The sequence below is a fragment of the Mesorhizobium sp. NFR06 genome (assembly GCF_900115245.1).
Taxonomy (GTDB): domain Bacteria; phylum Pseudomonadota; class Alphaproteobacteria; order Rhizobiales; family Rhizobiaceae; genus Mesorhizobium.
Genome location: NZ_FOVT01000004.1, coordinates 165,052 through 182,417, shown reverse-complemented (window position 1 = coordinate 182,417; position 17,366 = coordinate 165,052). Strand labels below are relative to the sequence as shown.

The following is a 17,366-nucleotide window of genomic DNA, read 5'->3' as shown; positions in this document are numbered from 1 at the left end:
GAGACAGCCATGAAGTTTTTTGTCGACACCGCTGACATCAAGGAAATTAAGGAACTGAACGATCTGGGGCTTCTCGACGGCGTCACCACCAATCCCTCGCTGATCCTGAAATCGGGCGGCAAGATTTCCGAGGTCACCAGGCAGATCTGCGACATCGTCGAAGGCCCTGTGTCGGCCGAGGTCGTCGCGACCGAATACAAGGACATGATGGCCGAGGCCAAGGTGCTGGCCAAGATCGCGCCGAACGTCGCCATCAAGGTACCGCTGACGCTGGACGGCCTGAAGGCCTGCAAGACGATCCGCACCGAGATGAACCGCATGGTCAACGTGACGCTGTGCTTTTCGGCCAACCAGGCGCTGCTTGCCGCCAAGGCCGGCGCCTCGTTCATCTCGCCCTTCGTCGGCCGCATCGACGACACCGGCTCGGACGGCATGGAGCTGATCCAGGAGATCCGCCAGATCTATGACAATTACGATTTCAAGACCGAGATCCTGACCGCCTCGGTGCGCACGGTGAACCACGTCAAGCAGGCCGCCCTGATCGGCGCCGATATCGTCACCGCGCCGCCGGCGACGCTGAAGGCGCTGGTCAACCATCCGCTCACCGACAAGGGCCTTGCCGCCTTCCTGGCCGACTGGGCCAAGACCGGCCAGAAGATCGACTGAGATCGGTCTCCGTCAGAAACGAAAAAAGGCCGGGTGACCGGCCTTTTTTGTGGATGCAACGCGCCAAGCCGCGTCGAGCTTCAACTCAGGCTTTTTTGCCGTGCTTGACCAGGTCCTGGGCGATCGAGAGACGCAGCAGGTCGGCCAGTTCGCGCGCCGCGCGGTTCTCGGCGTCGATCTGCGCGCGGTAGGCCGCGTATTCCTGGCGCGGCCGGTCGAAAGACGACGGTATGGAGCGCTTGCCGACGGCGATCACCGTGCCGGTGGCGTCCCTCAGCACATAGTTGGCGGTCAGCGTCACCGTGCCCGCCGTCGGCTCGTCTTCCTCGGTCTGCACCTGCACGATGGCCGCCGATTCGACCAGCTCGGTAACGCCGAGATCGAGCGTATAAGCCGGCGAGGCCGGCTCGCCCGAGCCTTGCCCGAAGGCGAAGATCAGATTGTTGCGCACCTGCTGCGCGTAACGGGTGTTGACCGGCTTGATCGAGATCGAGGCGAGCTCGGCGGACGCGCTGAGCTGCGATCCGGGCGCCAGCGCCTGGCTGGAATAGAGCGGCCGCACCGTGCAGGCCGAGACCAGCGCCAGCGCGGCGACCATGCCGCAAACCGCCAAGCGGCCGCGCAGGCGGGCCGCTTCTGACTTCACCGGATCAGGCAACGACATTGACGATCCTCTGCGGGACGATGATCACCTTGCGCGGGGCCTTACCTTCCAGTGCTTTTTGCACGAAGTCGAGAGCCAGCACCGCTTTTTCGACGGCACCTTGATCCGCGTCGCGGGCAATTGTCAAATCCCCGCGCTTCTTGCCGTTGACCTGCACCGGCAGCACGATCTCGTTGTCGACGACAAGCGCCGGATCGTATACGGGCCAAGGCCGTTTGGCGACCATCTCGGCGCCGCCCAGCGCCTGCCAGCACTCTTCCGCCAGGTGCGGCATGACCGGCGCAATGATGTGCACCAGGATCTCCACCGCCTCGCGGCAAGCGCCTTTCAGCACGGTGTCGGCCTTGCCCTCGGCAACGTCGTTGAGCGGCGTCGCCAGCACGTTGGCGAGCTCGTAGATGCGGGCGATCGCGCGGTTGAAGCCAAGCTTCTCGATGTCCTCGCCGACCGCCTTCAAGATCTTGTGCGCGGCCTTGGAAACGGCGCCCGCATCGCCATCCTTCGCCGCCGCCGGCTTCACGCCGGACAGTGATTCGGCCGCGATCTGCACCAGGCGCCAGATGCGCTGCACGAAGCGGTGCGCGCCCGCGGCGCCGTCGTCGGTCCATTCGACGTCGCGCTCCGGCGGCGAGTCCGACAGCATGAACCAGCGCGCCGTGTCGGCGCCGTAGCCGTCGGTGATCTCTTCCGGGCTCACCGTGTTCTTCTTCGACTTCGACATTTTTTCGAGCGCGCCGATGCTCGCCTCCTCGCCGGTGGCGATCTCGATGGCGCGGCGCTTGCCGCCTACGTCCTCGATCCTGACCTCGCTCGGCGACAGCCAGCGTCCATTCGTCGACGGGCCGCCGACCCGGTAGGTCTCGTGCACCACCATGCCTTGCGTGAACAGGCCCTTGAACGGCTCGGCGAGGTTCAGGTGACCGGTCGCGCGCATGGCGCGGGTGAAGAAGCGCGAATAGAGCAGATGCAGGATCGCGTGCTCGATGCCGCCGATATATTGATCGACCGCCAGCCATTCGTCGGCCGCTTTCGGCTCGGTCGGCTCGTTGGCCCAGGGCGCGGTGAAGCGGGCGAAATACCACGACGAATCGACGAAGGTGTCCATCGTGTCGGTCTCGCGCCGCGCATCGCGGCCGCATTGCGGGCACTTCACATGCCGCCAGGTCGGATGCCGGTCGAGCGGATTGCCCGGACGGTCGAACTCGATGTCGTCCGGCAGCTTGACCGGCAGTTCGGCCTTCGGCACCGGCACCACGCCGCAGGCCTCGCAATGGATCATCGGGATCGGGCAGCCCCAGTAGCGCTGGCGCGAAATGCCCCAGTCGCGCAGGCGGAAATTCACCTTGCGCTCGGCCATCGGCCGGCCGCCGATCGACTTTTCCTCCAGGAGCCTCGCCACTTCGTCGAAGGCCTTCTCGGGCTTCATGCCGTCGAGGAAGCGCGAATTGACCATCACGCCGTCGTCGACATAGGCCTCCTCGATGATCTGGAAGGTCTTCGCGTCGGCGCCTTCCGGCATCACCACCGGGATCACCGGCAGGCCGTATTTGTTGGCGAAATCGAGGTCGCGCTGGTCGCCCGACGGGCAGCCGAAGATGGCGCCGGTGCCATATTCCATCAGCACGAAATTGGCGACATAGACCGGCAGCGTCCAGTTCTCGTCGAACGGATGGACGACGCGGATGCCGGTGTCGAAACCCTTCTTCTCGGCCGTCTCGAGTGCTGCCACCGAGGTGCCCATGTGGCGCACCTCGTCGATGAACTTGGCCAGCTCGACATTGCTCTCAGCAGCCTTCCGCGCCAGCGGGTGGTCGGCGGCGACCGCCATGAAGGAGGCGCCGAAAATGGTGTCGGGCCGGGTCGTGTAGACCTCCAGCTCATGCGTATCGCCAACCGGCGCGGCCAGCGGCCAGCGGATCAACAGCCCTTCAGAGCGGCCGATCCAGTTGTACTGCATCAGCTTGACCTTTTCCGGCCACTCGTCGAGGCCGTCGAGCGAATCCAGCAGGTCCTGCGCATAGTCGGTGATCTTGAAGAACCACTGCGTCAGTTCGCGCTGCTCGACCAGCGCGCCCGAGCGCCAGCCGCGGCCGTCGATGACCTGCTCGTTGGCGAGCACCGTCATGTCCTCCGGGTCCCAGTTGACCTTGGAGGATTTGCGCGTCACCAGCCCCTTTTCGACGAAGTCGAGGAACAGCATCTGCTGGCGGTGGTAGTAGTCGACGTCGCAGGTGGCGAACTCGCGCGCCCAGTCGAGCGACAGGCCCATCATCTTGAGCTGCTCGCGCATGACGGCGATGTTTTCGTAGGTCCAGTCCTTGGGATGGACCTTGTTCTGCATGGCGGCGTTTTCGGCCGGCATGCCGAAAGCGTCCCAGCCCATCGGGTGCAGGACGTTGAAGCCCTTGGCGCGCTTGTAGCGCGCCACCACGTCGCCCATCGTGTAGTTGCGGGTGTGGCCGATATGGATCTTGCCCGACGGATAGGGGAACATCTCGAGCACGTAATATTTCGGCTTCGGGTCGTCGTTCCTGGCTTCGAACAGCTTCTTTTCGGCCCAGGCCTTCTGCCATTTGGGCTCTGACGTTCGCGGATTGTATCGTTCAGTTGCCATCGGGTGTTTTTCACTTAAAAGCAGGCACGAGGCGGCGGACAATGCCCGGCGGCTCAGGAAAATGTCGTCGCGGTGTTCACCATGGATTGCCGGACCCGTCAACTGCGGCGATCCGGCGCCGGCGTTAAAACCATAGGCAGGATATAGGCATGACGAGCGCCGTAGAGCAGCTTCACGCGGTCAAGGCGAAGATCGCAAGCGCCGAACGCGAGGCGGGGCGCAGCCCCGGCGCCGTCACGCTGGTGGCTGTATCGAAGACCTTCGCCGCCGGGGATATCCGCCCGGTCATCGAGGCGGGCCAGCGGGTTTTCGGCGAGAACCGCGTGCAGGAGGCACAGGCCAAGTGGCCGGCGCTGAAAGAGGCCTTTCCCGATATCGAGCTGCATTTGATCGGCCCGCTGCAGTCGAACAAGGCGAAGGAAGCGGTGGCGCTTTTCGACGTCATCGAGACGGTCGACCGCGAGAAGATCGCCGCCGAACTCGCCAAGGAGATCGGCAGGCAGGGCCGGACGCCCAAGCTTTACGTCCAGGTCAATACGGGCTCGGAACCGCAAAAGGCCGGCATCGAGCCGCGCGAGGCGGTTACCTTCGTCAAGCGCTGCCGCGAGGTGCACGGTCTCGCCATCGAAGGCCTGATGTGCATTCCGCCGGTCGACGAGAACCCCGGCCCGCATTTCGCGTTGCTCGAAAAGCTGGCGCGGGAGGCGGGCGTCGAAAAACTCTCGATGGGCATGTCCGGCGACTACGAGACAGCGATCGCCTTCGGCGCGACCAGCGTCAGGGTCGGCTCGGCGATCTTCGGCAGCCGCTGATCTGCCAGGGCACGCCGCCTCCGTGCTATATCCGGGGACGATTGCCCTATATCTAGCCAAGCTAGCTAGGAGTCTCCGCCCATGAACTGGCATCTTCAGGACGCGAAGAACAATTTTTCGAAGGTGGTCCAGCGGGCGCGAACCGAGGGACCGCAGACCGTGACGCTTCGCGGCGAGCGCGCTGTAATCGTGCTTTCCGCCGAGGACTACGACCGCTTGGCCGGGAAAAAGAAGTCGCTCGCCGAGTATCTTTTGAGCGGTCCTGGTTGGGACGATGAATTTGATAAGGAAATCACCCGCCGCGCAAATGCGATGATCCGGGATATTGACCTCTGATGTATCTGCTGGACACGAACGTCGTGTCGGACGTGCAGAGGCGCTTGCCAAAGCCTATTGCCTGGCTTGCTTCGGTCGAGCCGGTAAGCGTTATCACTCTTGGCGAGATCGAGCGGGGGATCTTCAAGCAGCGCAAAGCGGACCCTGAAAGAGCGGCGCGACTCAATGTCTGGCTGCGAGAGTTGCGGAGGGACAACGCCGATCGCATTCTTGCGATCACGGAAGAGATTGCTCTTGCCTGGGGTCGCATCACGGCTGGTCGGACACGAGGCGGCGCCGACTCTCTCATTGCCGCCACGGCGCTGGTCCACGACCTTATTCTGGTTACTCGCAACGTTGCGGACTTCGAAGGTATCGGCCTGACTATCATAAATCCTAGGCAAACCTGACCTCGAGGCTCGCCGGACCGCAGCGGTAAAGGCGGACGCGTCATACCACCGCATTGTCGCGCTGAATCACTTCACTAGCTGCGAGTGAAGTAAAGAGCGAGTGGCTCCTTTCAAGTCAAAGGAGGTTCCAATGACTGCCACACGCCAAGATCGTCGGACCACAAGCGGCCGGCCGGTTTCACGCAAGCTGCATGGCTGGGTTTATTTCGCCATGGCGGGGCTCGCGGCCTGCTATGCGTTGTCTGCCTGGGTCGGCTTCGCAGGCAGCGGCTATGCCGACTACCTGCTTTTCATCGTGACCGGATTCATCATGATGTCGGTGGCGCTGCCGGCCATCGCCAGTTGCGTCTGGCGCCGGCATCGGGTCGGCAATTCCTTCAAAACCGCGGCTTTCGCCGATTGGATGGCCGGCGAATTCGACACCGGCGACCGTCCGGTGAAGGCCAGCACGGCAACGATCGAAATTCTGCTGCCGCTGGCGGCCGTCGCCTTCGGCATGACGGCATTTGCCATCCTCGCAATCGTTGAAAATTGACTGATCCGGCCACAGCCACGTTGTCACGATCCCGTTACCAGCCCCTGCCAAAGCCGCCAACAGTGCTTCGCAGCGCTTGAAACGAAACGGGCCGTTCCTATTTGCCTGATGTCGTTCAAATCTCTTTGGGGAATCCCACCATGCGCTACAACCAACTCGGTAACACCGGCCTCTTCGTCTCGGAACTCTGCCTTGGCACCATGACCTTCGGCGCCGCCGGCGAGAACGCCCAATGGGGCCTCATCGCCAGCCTCGACCAGAAGGGGGTGAATGAGATCGTCGCCCGTTCGATTGCCGCCGGCGTCAATTTCTTCGACACGGCGGACGTCTATTCCTTCGGCCAGTCGGAGCAGTTGCTGGGACAGTCGCTCAAGGATCTCGGCATCAAGCGCTCGGACGTCATCATCGCCACCAAGGTGCATGGCGCCATGGGCAATGGTCCGAACGAACGCGGCTCCTCGCGCGGCCACATCATGGATTCGGTCGACGGCAGCCTCAAGCGGCTGCAGCTCGACCATATCGACCTCTACCAGTTGCACGGCACCGATACGGTGACGCCGATCGACGAGACGCTGCGGGCCCTCGACGATCTCGTCACCAGCGGCAAGGTGCGCTATATCGGCGTCTCCAACTGGCAGGCCTGGCGCATCGCCAAGGCGCTGGGCATCGCGGAGCGCAAGGGCCTTGCCCGCTTCGAGACCATTCAGTCCTATTACTCGATCGCCGGTCGCGATCTCGAACGCGAGATCGTGCCGCTCATCAATGAAGAGAAGCTCGGGCTCATGGTCTGGTCGCCGATGGCGGGCGGGCTGCTCTCAGGCAAATACGGTCCCGGCGCCCCCGGCAATGGCGAAGGCCGCCGCGCCTCCTTCAACTTCCCGCCGGTGAACGAGGATCGCGCCTGGGCGGCGGTTGCCGTCATGCGCGAGGTCGCCAGCAAGCACGCTGTCAGTGTCGCCACGGTGGCGCTGGGCTACGTGCTGGCCAAGCCTTTCGTGATGAGCGTCATCATCGGCGCCAGCCGCATGGACCAGCTCGAGCAGAACCTCGCCGCGACCGGTTTGAAGCTCGATGCCGACGACCTCGCCAAGCTCGATGAAGTGAGCGCGCTGCCTGCCGAATATCCCGGCTGGATGCTGGAGCGGCAGGGCGCCGGTCGGCGGCCGGCACCGTTCGTGCCGAAGGCGTAATCCGTCTTCGGAATAGGCTGACTTTTCGGAAGCCGCGTGTCCTTGGAGACGCGGCTTTTCCTTTTTCAAAGACGAACGGCCTCCGCAAGAAAGTCGAGGAAGGCCCTGACGCGCGCCGGCAAATGCTTGCCCTGGCCGACATAGACGGCATGCGTCGGCTCCTCGTCGCCCGGGTTGAAGTCCTCCAGCAGTTGCACGAGTCGCCCGGCGGCGATGTCAGGCTCGACGTGCCAGCGCGCCAGCCTTGCGACGCCTGCACCCGCCAGTGTCGTCAGCCGCATCGCTTCGCCGTCGCTGACCGTCGCGTTGCCGGCAATCGGAACCATGACCGGCGCGCCTGTCGCATCGACAAAAGGCATGCCGTCGATATGCCGCACGAAGCCGAAGGCGAGCAGGTTGTGACTGGTCAGATCGGCCGGCGTCCGCGGCGTGCCGCGTTCTTCGAGATAGGCGGGGGACGCCACCACCACCATCCGGCTCTGGCCGAGCTTGCGGGCCACCAGCCGCGACTCGCGCAGCGGGCCGGCGCGGATCGCAACGTCGGCGCGCTCCTCCATCAGGTCGATGACGCTGTCGGTCAGCACCGCCTCGACGGAGATTTCCGGGTAGCGCTCCAGGAAACGCGGCAGCAGCGGCATCAGCCGGTGCTGGCCGAACGGCACGTAGCTGTTGACCCTGAGCCTGCCGCGCGGCGCCGCGCCCGCCGCGGCCTCACGCTCGGCCGCGTCGAGGTCGGCGAGGATGCGCATGCCGCTGTCGTGGAAGGCCGCGCCTTCCGGTGTCAGCTGCAGCCGGCGTGTCGAGCGGCTGATCAGCCGCGCGCCAAGCCGCGTCTCCAGCCGCGCGATCAGCTTGCTTACCGCCGACGGCGTCATGCGCAACGCCCGAGCCGCGGCCGAGAAGCTGCCCGCCTCGACGACGCGGACGAACACTTCGATCTCGCCGGAGCGGTTGATTTCGGGCCTCGCCATTCGTGAATCTATTTCACAGAAAATATGCCCGATGCAAGGCTGGTTCACAGCTCGCCGGATCACGATTTTTCAGGCCGGGGCGCGGGACTGGGGCGCCCTTCAGATCGAATGGAACCATCGCCATGCCTCTTGCACTTTATGCCCTTACCGCCGGCGCCTTCGGCATCGGCGTCACCGAATTCGTCATCATGGGCCTGCTGCTCGACGTCAGCGCCGATCTCGGCGTCTCGATCTCGGGCGCGGGCTTGCTCATTTCCGCTTATGCGCTGGGCGTCGTCGCCGGCGCGCCGCTGCTCGGAGCCTTGACCAGCCGCCTGCCGCGCAAGACATTGCTGCTTGCCTTGATGGTCGTGTTCACCATCGGCAACCTCGCCTGTGCGCTGGCGCCCGACTATTGGACGCTGATGGCGGCGCGCGTGCTCACCGCTTTCGCCCATGCCTCCTTCTTCGGCGTCGGCTCGGTTGTCGCCACCAGCCTCGTCGCTCCCAACAGAAAGGCGTCGGCCATCGCCCTGATGTTCACCGGCCTCACCGTCGCCAACATCCTCGGCGTGCCCTTCGGCACCTGGCTCGGCCAGACCTATGGCTGGCGCTCGGCCTTCCTTGCCGTCACGCTGGTCGGCGCCATCGCCTTTGTCGTGATCGCGCTGCTGGTGCCGCGCGACGAGCCGGCCGCGGCGGACGAGGAGGCGAGTTCGGAAGGCACGCTCGCCGTGCTCGGCCGCGGCCCTGTGCTGCTCGGCCTTTTGACCACGGTGCTGAGTTGGGTCGGCGTTTTTGCCGCTTTCACCTATCTGGCGCCGATCCTCACCCGCGTCACCGGCTTTTCCGAGGCAGCAGTGTCGCCGATCCTGCTTGTCTTCGGCGGCGGGTTGGTCGCGGGCAACCTGCTTGGCGGACGCCTCGCCGACCGGCATCTGGTGCCGACGGTCGTCGGCACGCTGGTCGCGCTGTCGGCGGTGTTGTTCGTCATGACCGCGGCGATCCATCAGCCGACCGCCGCCATCATCGCCGTCGGCCTGCTGGGTGCTGCTGCCTTTGCCACCGTCGCGCCGCTGCAGATGTGGGTGCTGGATAAGGCCGAAGGCGCCGGCCAGGGCCTCGCCTCCTCGTTCAACATCGCCGCCTTCAATCTCGGCAACGCCATCGGCGCATGGCTCGGCGGCTTCGTCATCGACCACGGCCCGGGCCTCGGCGCGGTCACGCTCGTCGCCGGCCTGGTGCCGCTGGCCGCGCTCGGCGTGGTGCTGACGGCGCTGCGTCTCGAACGCGGCCGCGCGATCGGCAAGCCGGTCACGGCGCAGTGCTGATCGGCCGAATTCCGCCTTCGACATCCCAAGGAGAAAATCATGGAATATAGACGTCTTGGCGCGTCCGGCCTGAAGGTGCCCGCGCTTTCCTTCGGCGCCGGAACCTTCGGCGGCTCCGGCCCGCTGTTCGGTCACTGGGGCAACAGCGACGCCAGGGAGGCGCGCCGCCTCGTCGACATCTGCCTGGAAGCGGGCGTCAATCTCTTCGACACGGCGGATGTCTATTCGAACGGCGCGTCGGAGGAGGTGCTCGGCGAGGCGATCAAGGGCCGCCGCGACGCCGTGCTGATATCGACCAAGACCGCGCTGCCGATGGGCGACGGCCCGGCCGACTGGGGTTCGTCCCGATCGCGGCTGATCCGCTCCGTCGATGCGGCGCTGAAGCGCCTCGGCACCGACTATATCGACCTCTTGCAGCTTCATGCCTTCGACGCCTCGACGCCGATCGAAGAGGTGCTGTCGACGCTGGACGACCTCGTGCGCTCGGGCAAGCTGCGCTATGTCGGCGTCTCCAACTTCTCCGGCTGGCAGGTGATGAAGTCGCTCGGCCTGGCCGAAAGGCATGGCTATTCGCGCTACGTCGCGCATCAGGTCTATTATTCGCTGGTCGGCCGCGACTATGAATGGGAGCTGATGCCGCTCGGTCTCGACCAGGGCGTCGGCGCCCTGGTGTGGAGCCCGCTCGGCTGGGGCCGGCTGACCGGCAAGATCCGCCGTGGACAGCCCTTGCCGGAAAAGAGCCGGCTGCACGGCACCGCCGACTTCGGCCCGCCGGTCGAGGACGAGCATCTTTTCAATGTGGTCGACGCACTGGAAGCGGTCGCTGACGAGACCAGGAAGACCGTGCCGCAGGTCGCCATCAACTGGCTCTTGCAGCGGCCGACCGTGTCGTCGGTCATCATCGGCGCGCGCAACGAGGAGCAGTTGCGCCAGAACCTCGGCGCCGTTGGCTGGGCACTGACGCCCGGGCAGATCAAGGCGCTCGATGAGGCGAGCGAGGTCACAGCGCCCTACCCATATTTCCCTTATCGCCGCCAGGAAGGCTTTGCCCAGCTGAACCCGCCGGCGGTGTGACTAATGCATGTCGCCCAGAAGTGTGCAGCGGTTCTGGGATGACGACATGCATCAAAACAAAGACTTAAAAGCGCGTCGCCTGATTCCGCTTCAGCGCGACGCGCTTTATGTCGCAACCGGAGGGCGAGCGTGAACGTTTGCGATTGGCCGCAGCCCTCCGACCTTCGTCATCCACGGGCGAAGCAGCCGCGAAGCGGCGTCGCGAAGACCCGAGGATGACGAATTGATGGACGCTTCCGCCAAACATTCGACGTCCAGAGAACCTCTGCGACGCCTCAATGCACCAGAAACTCCCCATCCACCTTCCGCCACTCGTTCGGCGCAATCAGCTTCTGATGCGTATACGTCACCGAATGCAGCGGTCCGTCGAGTTTCGTCTTCCAGAACTCGATGAAGCGGATCAGCACCGGAAACTTCGGTGCGATGTCGTAGTCCTGCCAGATATAGCTTTGCAAGAGATGCGGGTGGTCGGGGAAGTGGTAGAGAATCTTGGCAGTGGTCAGCCCATAGCCCCGGAGCATCAGGTCCATTTCGGAATTGTCGCGCATTTCCCTGTTCCCTGGTCGGTTCTCCTTTCCTCCCAACGTGGATTCTGCGCCCGGGTTGCTTAACTGTCTATTGATTTCTGCTGGCGCAGTCGGAATTTTCGCCGCCAAAACAGTTGGTTAGCAGCGACAAGCCGCGAGTGCTGACAGCATTTCGCTCCTGCCCTGCGTCATCCCGCCACGCGAATCCAACGTCTAATGTTGCCGTCGCGGCGGAACTGTTAATAATGCCGGCGAATTCGCGGCCGCTTCGCCGCGATACCGCCGGTCGTCAAGCCGGCGGAACGGTTTGGGAGGAAAGCAAGGAATGTCCGAGGTCCATGTCCACCGCGTCCAGCCGGCGTGGAAGAAAAACGCGTTGATCGACAACGACACCTATCTCAAATGGTATGCCGATAGCGTGAAGAACCCGGACAAGTTCTGGGCCAAGCACGGCAAGCGCATCGACTGGTTCAAGCCCTTCAGCAAGGTCAAGAACACCTCCTTCGACGGCAAGGTTTCGATCAAGTGGTTCGAGGACGGTCAGACCAACGTCTCCTACAACTGCATCGACCGGCACTTGAAGAAACGCGGCGACCAGACCGCCATCATCTGGGAAGGCGACAACCCCTACGACGATCGCAGGATCACCTATAACGAGCTCTACGCCCATGTCTGCCGCTTCGCCAATGTGCTGAAGAAGCACGGCGTCAAGAAGGGCGACCGCGTCACCATCTACATGCCGATGATCCCGGAGACGGCCTATGCGATGCTTGCCTGCACGCGCATCGGCGCCATCCACTCGGTCGTCTTCGGCGGCTTTTCGCCCGACGCGCTGGCCGGCCGCATCGACGACTGCAAGTCGACCATCGTCATCACCGCCGACGAGGGTCTGCGCGGCGGCAAGCCCATCCCGCTCAAGGACAACACCGACAAGGCGGTCGACATAGCCGCCAAGGCCGGCACCAGGGTCGAGACGGTCGTGGTCGTGCGCCGCACCGGCGGCAAGACCGGCTGGGTGCCGGGACGCGACGTCTGGTACCACGACGAGGCGGCGACCGTTAAGGCCGACTGCAAGCCGGAGAAGATGAAGGCGGAAGACCCGCTGTTCATCCTCTACACCTCGGGCTCGACCGGCAAGCCGAAGGGCGTGCTGCACACCACCGCCGGCTATCTCGTCTATGTCTCGATGACGCACCAATATGTTTTCGACTATCATGACGGCGACATCTACTGGTGCACCGCCGATGTCGGCTGGGTCACCGGCCACAGCTACATCGTCTACGGGCCGCTGGCCAACGGCGCCACCACGCTGATGTTCGAAGGCGTGCCGAACTATCCTTCGCAGTCGCGCTTCTGGCAAGTCATCGACAAGCACAAGGTCAACATCTTCTACACCGCGCCGACGGCGCTGCGCGCCCTGATGGGCGCCGGCGACAGCCACGTGAAGAAGACCTCGCGCAAGTCGCTGCGCGTGCTGGGCACTGTCGGCGAGCCGATCAATCCGGAAGCCTGGGAGTGGTATTTCAACGTCATCGGCAACGCCAAGGTGCCGATCGTCGACACCTGGTGGCAGACCGAGACCGGCGGCATCCTCATCACGCCGCTGCCGGGCGCCACCGACCTCAAGGCGGGCTCGGCGACGCGACCCTTCTTCGGCGTCAAGCCGCAGCTGGTCGACGGCGAAGGCAAGGTGCTGGAAGGGGCGGCCGACGGCAATCTCTGCATTACCGATTCCTGGCCCGGCCAGATGCGCACCGTCTATGGCGACCACGATCGCTTCGTGCAGACCTATTTCTCGACCTACAAGGGCAGGTACTTCACCGGCGACGGCTGTCGCCGCGACGCCGACGGCTACTACTGGATCACTGGCCGGGTCGACGACGTCATCAACGTTTCCGGCCACCGCATGGGCACGGCGGAGGTGGAATCGGCGCTGGTCAGCCATGACAAGGTCTCGGAGGCCGCCGTCGTCGGCTACCCGCACGACATCAAGGGCCAGGGCATCTACAGCTACGTCACCTTGATGAAGGGAGAGGAGCCGAGCGAGGACCTGCGCAAGGAGCTGATCGCCCATGTGCGCAAGGAGATCGGCGCCATCGCCACGCCCGACAAGATCCAGTTCGCGCCGGGCCTGCCGAAGACCCGCTCGGGCAAGATCATGCGGCGCATCCTGCGCAAGATCGCCGAGGACGATTTCTCGGCGCTCGGCGACACCTCGACCCTCGCCGATCCGGCAGTCGTCGACGACCTCGTCGCCAACCGGCAGAACAAGAAAGGCTGATGGCCGGCGAGGCAATCCTCGGCGCCGTCAGCCAGCTCTGGCGCTATCCGGCGAGCTCGCTCGCCGGCGAGCGTCTTGACGCCATCTCCGTCGGCCTGAAAACCGTCGACGGCGACCGGCTGTTTGGGCTTGTCGATACCGCCAGCGGCGAGATCGCCAGACCCGATCGCGAAGCCAAATGGCACAAGGTGCCGCTGATCCGCACCAGGCTCACCGAGGAGCGGCGGCTCGAAGTGGCCGTGCCCGGCGGCGGCTGGCTGCCGGCGCCCGATCCTCGAAGCGACCGCGCCGTATCCGCCTTTCTCGGCTTCGAGGCCTCGATCCGACCTTTCGGCGCTGAGATCGCGGCGCCTTTCTATGCCGGCCCGCTGACCGAGGCCCGCTACGCCAAGGCGCCCATCCATCTGCTCACCACCGCCTCGCTGGCCAGGTTGAAGGCGCTGCATCCCGGGGGTGCGCCCGATCCGCGCCGCTTCCGGCCCAACATCGTCGTCGACATGGACCCCGTCGAAGGCGCCTTTCCGGAGACGGAATGGATCGGCAGGAAACTCGCGGTCGGCGATCTGCTGCTCACCGTCTCCGAACCCTGCCGCCGCTGCGGCTTCACCATCATCGCCCAGGACGGCTTCGACACCGATCCCGGCATCCTGCGCAATCTGGTGCGCCACAACGCCCACAATCTCGGCGTCTACTGCACCGTCGACCGGCCGGCGCGCGTCGGGATCGGCGCGCCGATGCGCTTCGTTTAGGGCTATCGATACAGATCCGCCCGGGTCAGCGGCAGGCCGCTCGGGCCGCGCGCGCGTTTGGTGGCGACAGTCTGGAAAATCTGCGCCGACGCGCGCTCGAAGGTGATCGAGCAGCCCGTGAGATAGAGCAGCCACAGCCGCGCCTTGGCCTCGCCCACCTCGGCGATCGCCTCGTCGAAACGCGCGTGCAGACGCTCGGCCCACAGCCGACAGGTGCGCCCGTAGTGCTCGCGCAGATTCTCGACGTCATAGACCAGGAAGCCGTGCGCCTCGAGATTGCCCAGCGTCATGCCGATCGTGTCGAGCTCGCCGCCGGGAAAGATGTATTTGATCAGCGCTTTGTACTCCGGTCCCTTGCGCAAGGTCTTCCTGGCGTCGCCCTTGCTGCGCCTGGTGATGGCATGGTGCAAATAGATGCCGCCGGGCTTCAGCAGGCGGTGGACGGCCGAAAAATAGGCCGCGTGGTTGGCGAGCCCCAGATGCTCGAACATGCCGATCGACGAGATCTTGTCGAAGGAGCCGGAGAGTTCGGCATAGGACTTTATCTCGATGGTGATGCGGTCCTGCAGCCCCTCGGCGCGAATGCGCTCGCGGGCGAGCTCGGTCTGAGCTTGCGACAGCGACACGCCGTGGCCGACGACACCGTAGTTCTTCGCCGCATGGATGAGCATCGCGCCCCAGCCGCAGCCGATGTCGAGCAGCCTTTCGCCGGGCTTCAGCCTGAGCTTGCGGCAGATGTGGTCGAGCTTGTCGAATTGCGCCTGGTCGATGCCATTGGCGAAATCCTTGAAGTAGCCGCAGCTATAGACCATGCGCTCGTCGAGGAAGAGGCGGTAGAAGGCGTTCGATATGTCGTAGTGATGCTGGATCGCTTCCTGGCTCGAACCGCTGACATAAGGGTTGCGACCGGAAAGGTCGCTGCGCGCCGTCATCTGTTTTCGCGACAACAGCACCGCCGGCAGGTCGCGCAGGATCGCCAGTTTCGGCAAGGATTTGAGCTTCGTCCTGAGCTTGCCCTGCGAGGGCAGCGCGTAGAAGTCGAACAGCGTCCCGTCCTCGATGTCGACGGTCTTGGAAATCCACATCTCGACCAGCGTCGAGAAGGTCGGACGGCGCACCAGCTGCCAGACGATGTCCTGATCGTTGATGGTAAGCACCGGGCCGTTGGCGGGACCGATACGCTCGCCGGTCCACAGCTTGACCGCGAAACCCGGCTGCAGCGTCTCGATGATCGTCCGCACGATCCGGGCGGCCCTGTCGGCGGCGTTCATTCCCACCTCCCGATGCATCGAATCCGCTCCAGGACGACACTGTCGTCCAATCGGCCCGCGGACCGCAATCCCAATTCTGTTGCGAAAAAGCACCGCGGCGGCGGATTTCCCATCTCCCGTCCGGCCATTCCGCAACGGCATCTTGTCATTTGCGGATCGCCACCCCATCATGAGGCAGTGTTCAACAAACCGAAAGGAGGTGATCCGATGTCGAGTGATTTCGTTTTCCAGAACGTGAGCTCAGCGGATTGCACTTCCGGGAAGCAGTCTTCCCGTTAAGGCGCGAGACGCGCGGCAGGTAGCCCGAAGGGCTGCCGCCAGGAGCCGCGTCATGGACGGAAACACGGAAGGCCGCCGGCTTCGTGAAGAAGCGGCGGCCTTTTCCTTTTTGGTGTCGGCTTTCAGTCGGCGACCGCTACCTGGTCACCGTGAGGTTGTCGATGGTGAGCACGATATCCTGGAAGGCCTTGTCGAGCTCGGTGCCGTTGGCCGCCTGGTAGAAATGCCTGCTGTTGCCTGTATCGGGACTGGCCCAAGACTGCAGCGTCGACTTGGCGTTCTTCTCGGTGAGGGCAAAGCCGATGGTGAAGATCTCTATGCCGTTGTCGCGCATTGCCGCGCAGAGCGTCGTTGCCGCGGTCCGCGTCTGTACCTTGCCGGCATTGTCATAGACCTGATTCGGATCGTTGGCGTCGAAATAGGACAGGTTGAATTCGCCGTCGGTCATCAGGATCACGTATTTCGCCACCTTCTTGGGATCCATTTTGGCCGGCCGCTGCGAGGCCTTCATGACGCTGCCCCAGTTTTCCGAAAGCATGTACCATGCCCATTGCACGCCGATATGGCCTGCGGTGCCGCCGGAGGCCTCAAGGTCCTTGATGACATTGTTCAGAGCTGACGCATCTGTGGTCAGCGGCTGTATTGTTGCGACGGGGCAGGCTCGTGTGTGGCTCGACCTGGCAAAGTCGGACAAATAGAGGTCCCGGTTGACCATGCTGACATTCGGGCCGGCATCGGAATATTGGTAGGCGCCCTTGCGCTCGGTGGCGCAGTTGTCCGGCCGCGTCGATGCCGAGACATATTTCGGGTCGTCATTGCCCGGCGCCTGCTTGCGCTCGCTGGCCTTGGTCTCGACGAACACGGTGCTTGCGGCAAGCGAGCCTGCATTGACCGAATTGGCATAAGGCACGATCGCCACCCGCACCCGCGGGTTGGAGGCGTTCTGGCCGGTGAGGAACGAATCGACCGCGTTGCCCGCCGCAGTCCGCAGGTCCTTTATCTTCTGGCCTGCCATCGAACCGGTGACGTCGAGCATCATCGCCACCTCGACCGTCTTGTCGGAATAAAGCGCAGTGGTCGAGGCGGTCACGCGTCGCATGCTGCTGGTGCTGAACAGCGGGAAATAAAGGCCGACATCGACATGTGCATCCGCCTGCACGGTTTTGGCCGACCTGTCGACGGTAAGCTTGTCAAGAACGATCTGATCGGCTTGCAGAATCCCGGCGGTACTGTTGGCCTCGAGGAACACCTGGACCATTTTGTTGGCATCGGCCTCCTCGATGACGCCGAGGGTGAGATCGCGGGCCGTCGAGGTCACGGCGGCGTCGACGACGCCCTGCAGGCTCGACCTCGCATTGTAGAGCTGCGAGATATTGACCGCGAATCCCACCCCCAGCGCGAGGACCGATGCGGCAGCCCCGAACAGGACCGCGAAGTTGCCTTCGCGATTCCGGACAAAGCCGTCCACCCCACGAACGACACCTCTGAACCACCGCATACCTTCCGCCCCCACTGCCTCCGGCCTCGTGCCGCTCGGATAAGGCGTTGCAGGAATGTGGCCAGAGGCGGCGGGCAGCCGCCGAGAGATGCTTAACGGGCGGTTAATCCGTTGTTTTTGCTGGCTTTCGGATAATCTGAGGGTGAACGGGAAGTAAACGAAAATGCGCTGGCAAGTCAGACGTTCATGAAGCGCTTACC

At 64.0% G+C, this 17,366-nt stretch carries 16 protein-coding genes; 10 read left to right on the top strand and 6 right to left on the bottom strand.

Annotated elements, in window-relative coordinates; translation table 11 throughout:
* The first annotated feature begins 9 nt into the window (after positions 1–9).
* Entirely contained in the window at positions 10–666 is a 657-nt protein-coding gene (fsa, locus tag F3H96_RS09770) for a fructose-6-phosphate aldolase (RefSeq protein ID WP_149791735.1), read from the top strand.
* 85 nt (positions 667–751) lie between these two features.
* Here fsa and lptE read toward each other — a convergent pair whose 3' ends face one another.
* Complete coding sequence (gene lptE, locus F3H96_RS09765; RefSeq protein ID WP_149791734.1) at positions 752–1,330, bottom strand: LPS assembly lipoprotein LptE; 579 nt, start codon at positions 1,328–1,330, stop codon at positions 752–754.
* Positions 1,317–3,944 (bottom strand): leucine--tRNA ligase, encoded by a 2,628-nt coding sequence (leuS, locus tag F3H96_RS09760; RefSeq protein ID WP_149791733.1) that lies wholly within the window; start codon positions 3,942–3,944, stop codon positions 1,317–1,319. The genes lptE and leuS overlap by 14 nt, the downstream gene beginning before the upstream one ends.
* 149 nt (positions 3,945–4,093) lie before the next feature.
* Here leuS and F3H96_RS09755 point away from each other — a divergent pair, with 149 nt between their 5' ends.
* From F3H96_RS09755 to F3H96_RS09735, 5 genes are all read left to right on the top strand, one after another.
* The gene (locus tag F3H96_RS09755; protein WP_149791732.1) at positions 4,094–4,756 is read left to right on the top strand and encodes a YggS family pyridoxal phosphate-dependent enzyme; all 663 of its coding nucleotides are present in this window, start codon (positions 4,094–4,096) and stop codon (positions 4,754–4,756) included.
* Positions 4,757–4,837: 81 nt separating this feature from the next.
* Entirely contained in the window at positions 4,838–5,092 is a 255-nt protein-coding gene (locus F3H96_RS09750) for a type II toxin-antitoxin system Phd/YefM family antitoxin (RefSeq protein ID WP_149791731.1), read from the top strand.
* Positions 5,092–5,481, top strand: a complete 390-nt coding sequence (locus tag F3H96_RS09745; RefSeq protein ID WP_149791730.1) for a type II toxin-antitoxin system VapC family toxin — start codon at positions 5,092–5,094, stop codon at positions 5,479–5,481. The genes F3H96_RS09750 and F3H96_RS09745 overlap by 1 nt, the downstream gene beginning before the upstream one ends.
* 130 nt (positions 5,482–5,611) lie before the next feature.
* On the top strand, positions 5,612–6,016 hold the full coding sequence (locus F3H96_RS09740) for a hypothetical protein (RefSeq protein WP_149791729.1): 405 nt from the start codon (positions 5,612–5,614) through the stop codon (positions 6,014–6,016).
* 140 nt (positions 6,017–6,156) lie between these two features.
* Positions 6,157–7,206 carry an aldo/keto reductase gene (locus F3H96_RS09735; RefSeq protein WP_149791728.1) on the top strand — a complete coding sequence of 350 codons (1,050 nt, stop codon included), beginning with the start codon at positions 6,157–6,159 and terminating at the stop codon, positions 7,204–7,206.
* Positions 7,207–7,271: 65 nt separating this feature from the next.
* Here the strand turns inward: F3H96_RS09735 and F3H96_RS09730 are convergent, their stop codons facing one another.
* Positions 7,272–8,177, bottom strand: coding sequence for a LysR family transcriptional regulator (locus F3H96_RS09730; protein WP_149791727.1), 906 nt, complete (start codon positions 8,175–8,177; stop codon positions 7,272–7,274).
* 122 nt (positions 8,178–8,299) lie between these two features.
* On the opposite strand from F3H96_RS09730, the gene F3H96_RS09725 reads away from it, so the two are divergent.
* Positions 8,300–9,487, top strand: coding sequence for an MFS transporter (locus F3H96_RS09725; RefSeq protein ID WP_149791726.1), 1,188 nt, complete (start codon positions 8,300–8,302; stop codon positions 9,485–9,487).
* Between the two features lie 39 nt (positions 9,488–9,526).
* Positions 9,527–10,561 (top strand): aldo/keto reductase, encoded by a 1,035-nt coding sequence (locus tag F3H96_RS09720; protein WP_149791725.1) that lies wholly within the window; start codon positions 9,527–9,529, stop codon positions 10,559–10,561.
* Between the two features lie 275 nt (positions 10,562–10,836).
* On the opposite strand, the gene F3H96_RS09715 is transcribed toward F3H96_RS09720, so the two are convergent.
* Positions 10,837–11,109 carry an usg protein gene (locus tag F3H96_RS09715; RefSeq protein ID WP_149791724.1) on the bottom strand — a complete coding sequence of 91 codons (273 nt, stop codon included), beginning with the start codon at positions 11,107–11,109 and terminating at the stop codon, positions 10,837–10,839.
* A 304-nt stretch (positions 11,110–11,413) separates the two neighbouring features.
* Here F3H96_RS09715 and acs point away from each other — a divergent pair, with 304 nt between their 5' ends.
* Both acs and F3H96_RS09705 read left to right on the top strand, forming a co-directional pair.
* On the top strand, positions 11,414–13,369 hold the full coding sequence (acs, locus tag F3H96_RS09710) for an acetate--CoA ligase (RefSeq protein WP_149791723.1): 1,956 nt from the start codon (positions 11,414–11,416) through the stop codon (positions 13,367–13,369).
* The gene (locus tag F3H96_RS09705) at positions 13,369–14,118 is read left to right on the top strand and encodes an MOSC domain-containing protein (RefSeq protein WP_149791722.1); all 750 of its coding nucleotides are present in this window, start codon (positions 13,369–13,371) and stop codon (positions 14,116–14,118) included. Before acs ends, F3H96_RS09705 begins: the two co-directional genes overlap by 1 nt.
* Before the next feature lie 2 nt (positions 14,119–14,120).
* Here F3H96_RS09705 and F3H96_RS09700 read toward each other — a convergent pair whose 3' ends face one another.
* Together F3H96_RS09700 and F3H96_RS09695 are read right to left on the bottom strand one after the other, a co-directional pair.
* Complete coding sequence (locus F3H96_RS09700; protein ID WP_149791721.1) at positions 14,121–15,389, bottom strand: cyclopropane-fatty-acyl-phospholipid synthase family protein; 1,269 nt, start codon at positions 15,387–15,389, stop codon at positions 14,121–14,123.
* 415 nt (positions 15,390–15,804) lie between these two features.
* Positions 15,805–17,166: a pilus assembly protein gene (locus F3H96_RS09695; protein ID WP_149791720.1), complete on the bottom strand. Its 1,362-nt coding sequence runs from the start codon at positions 17,164–17,166 to the stop codon at positions 15,805–15,807.
* Positions 17,167–17,366: the final 200 nt, after the last annotated feature.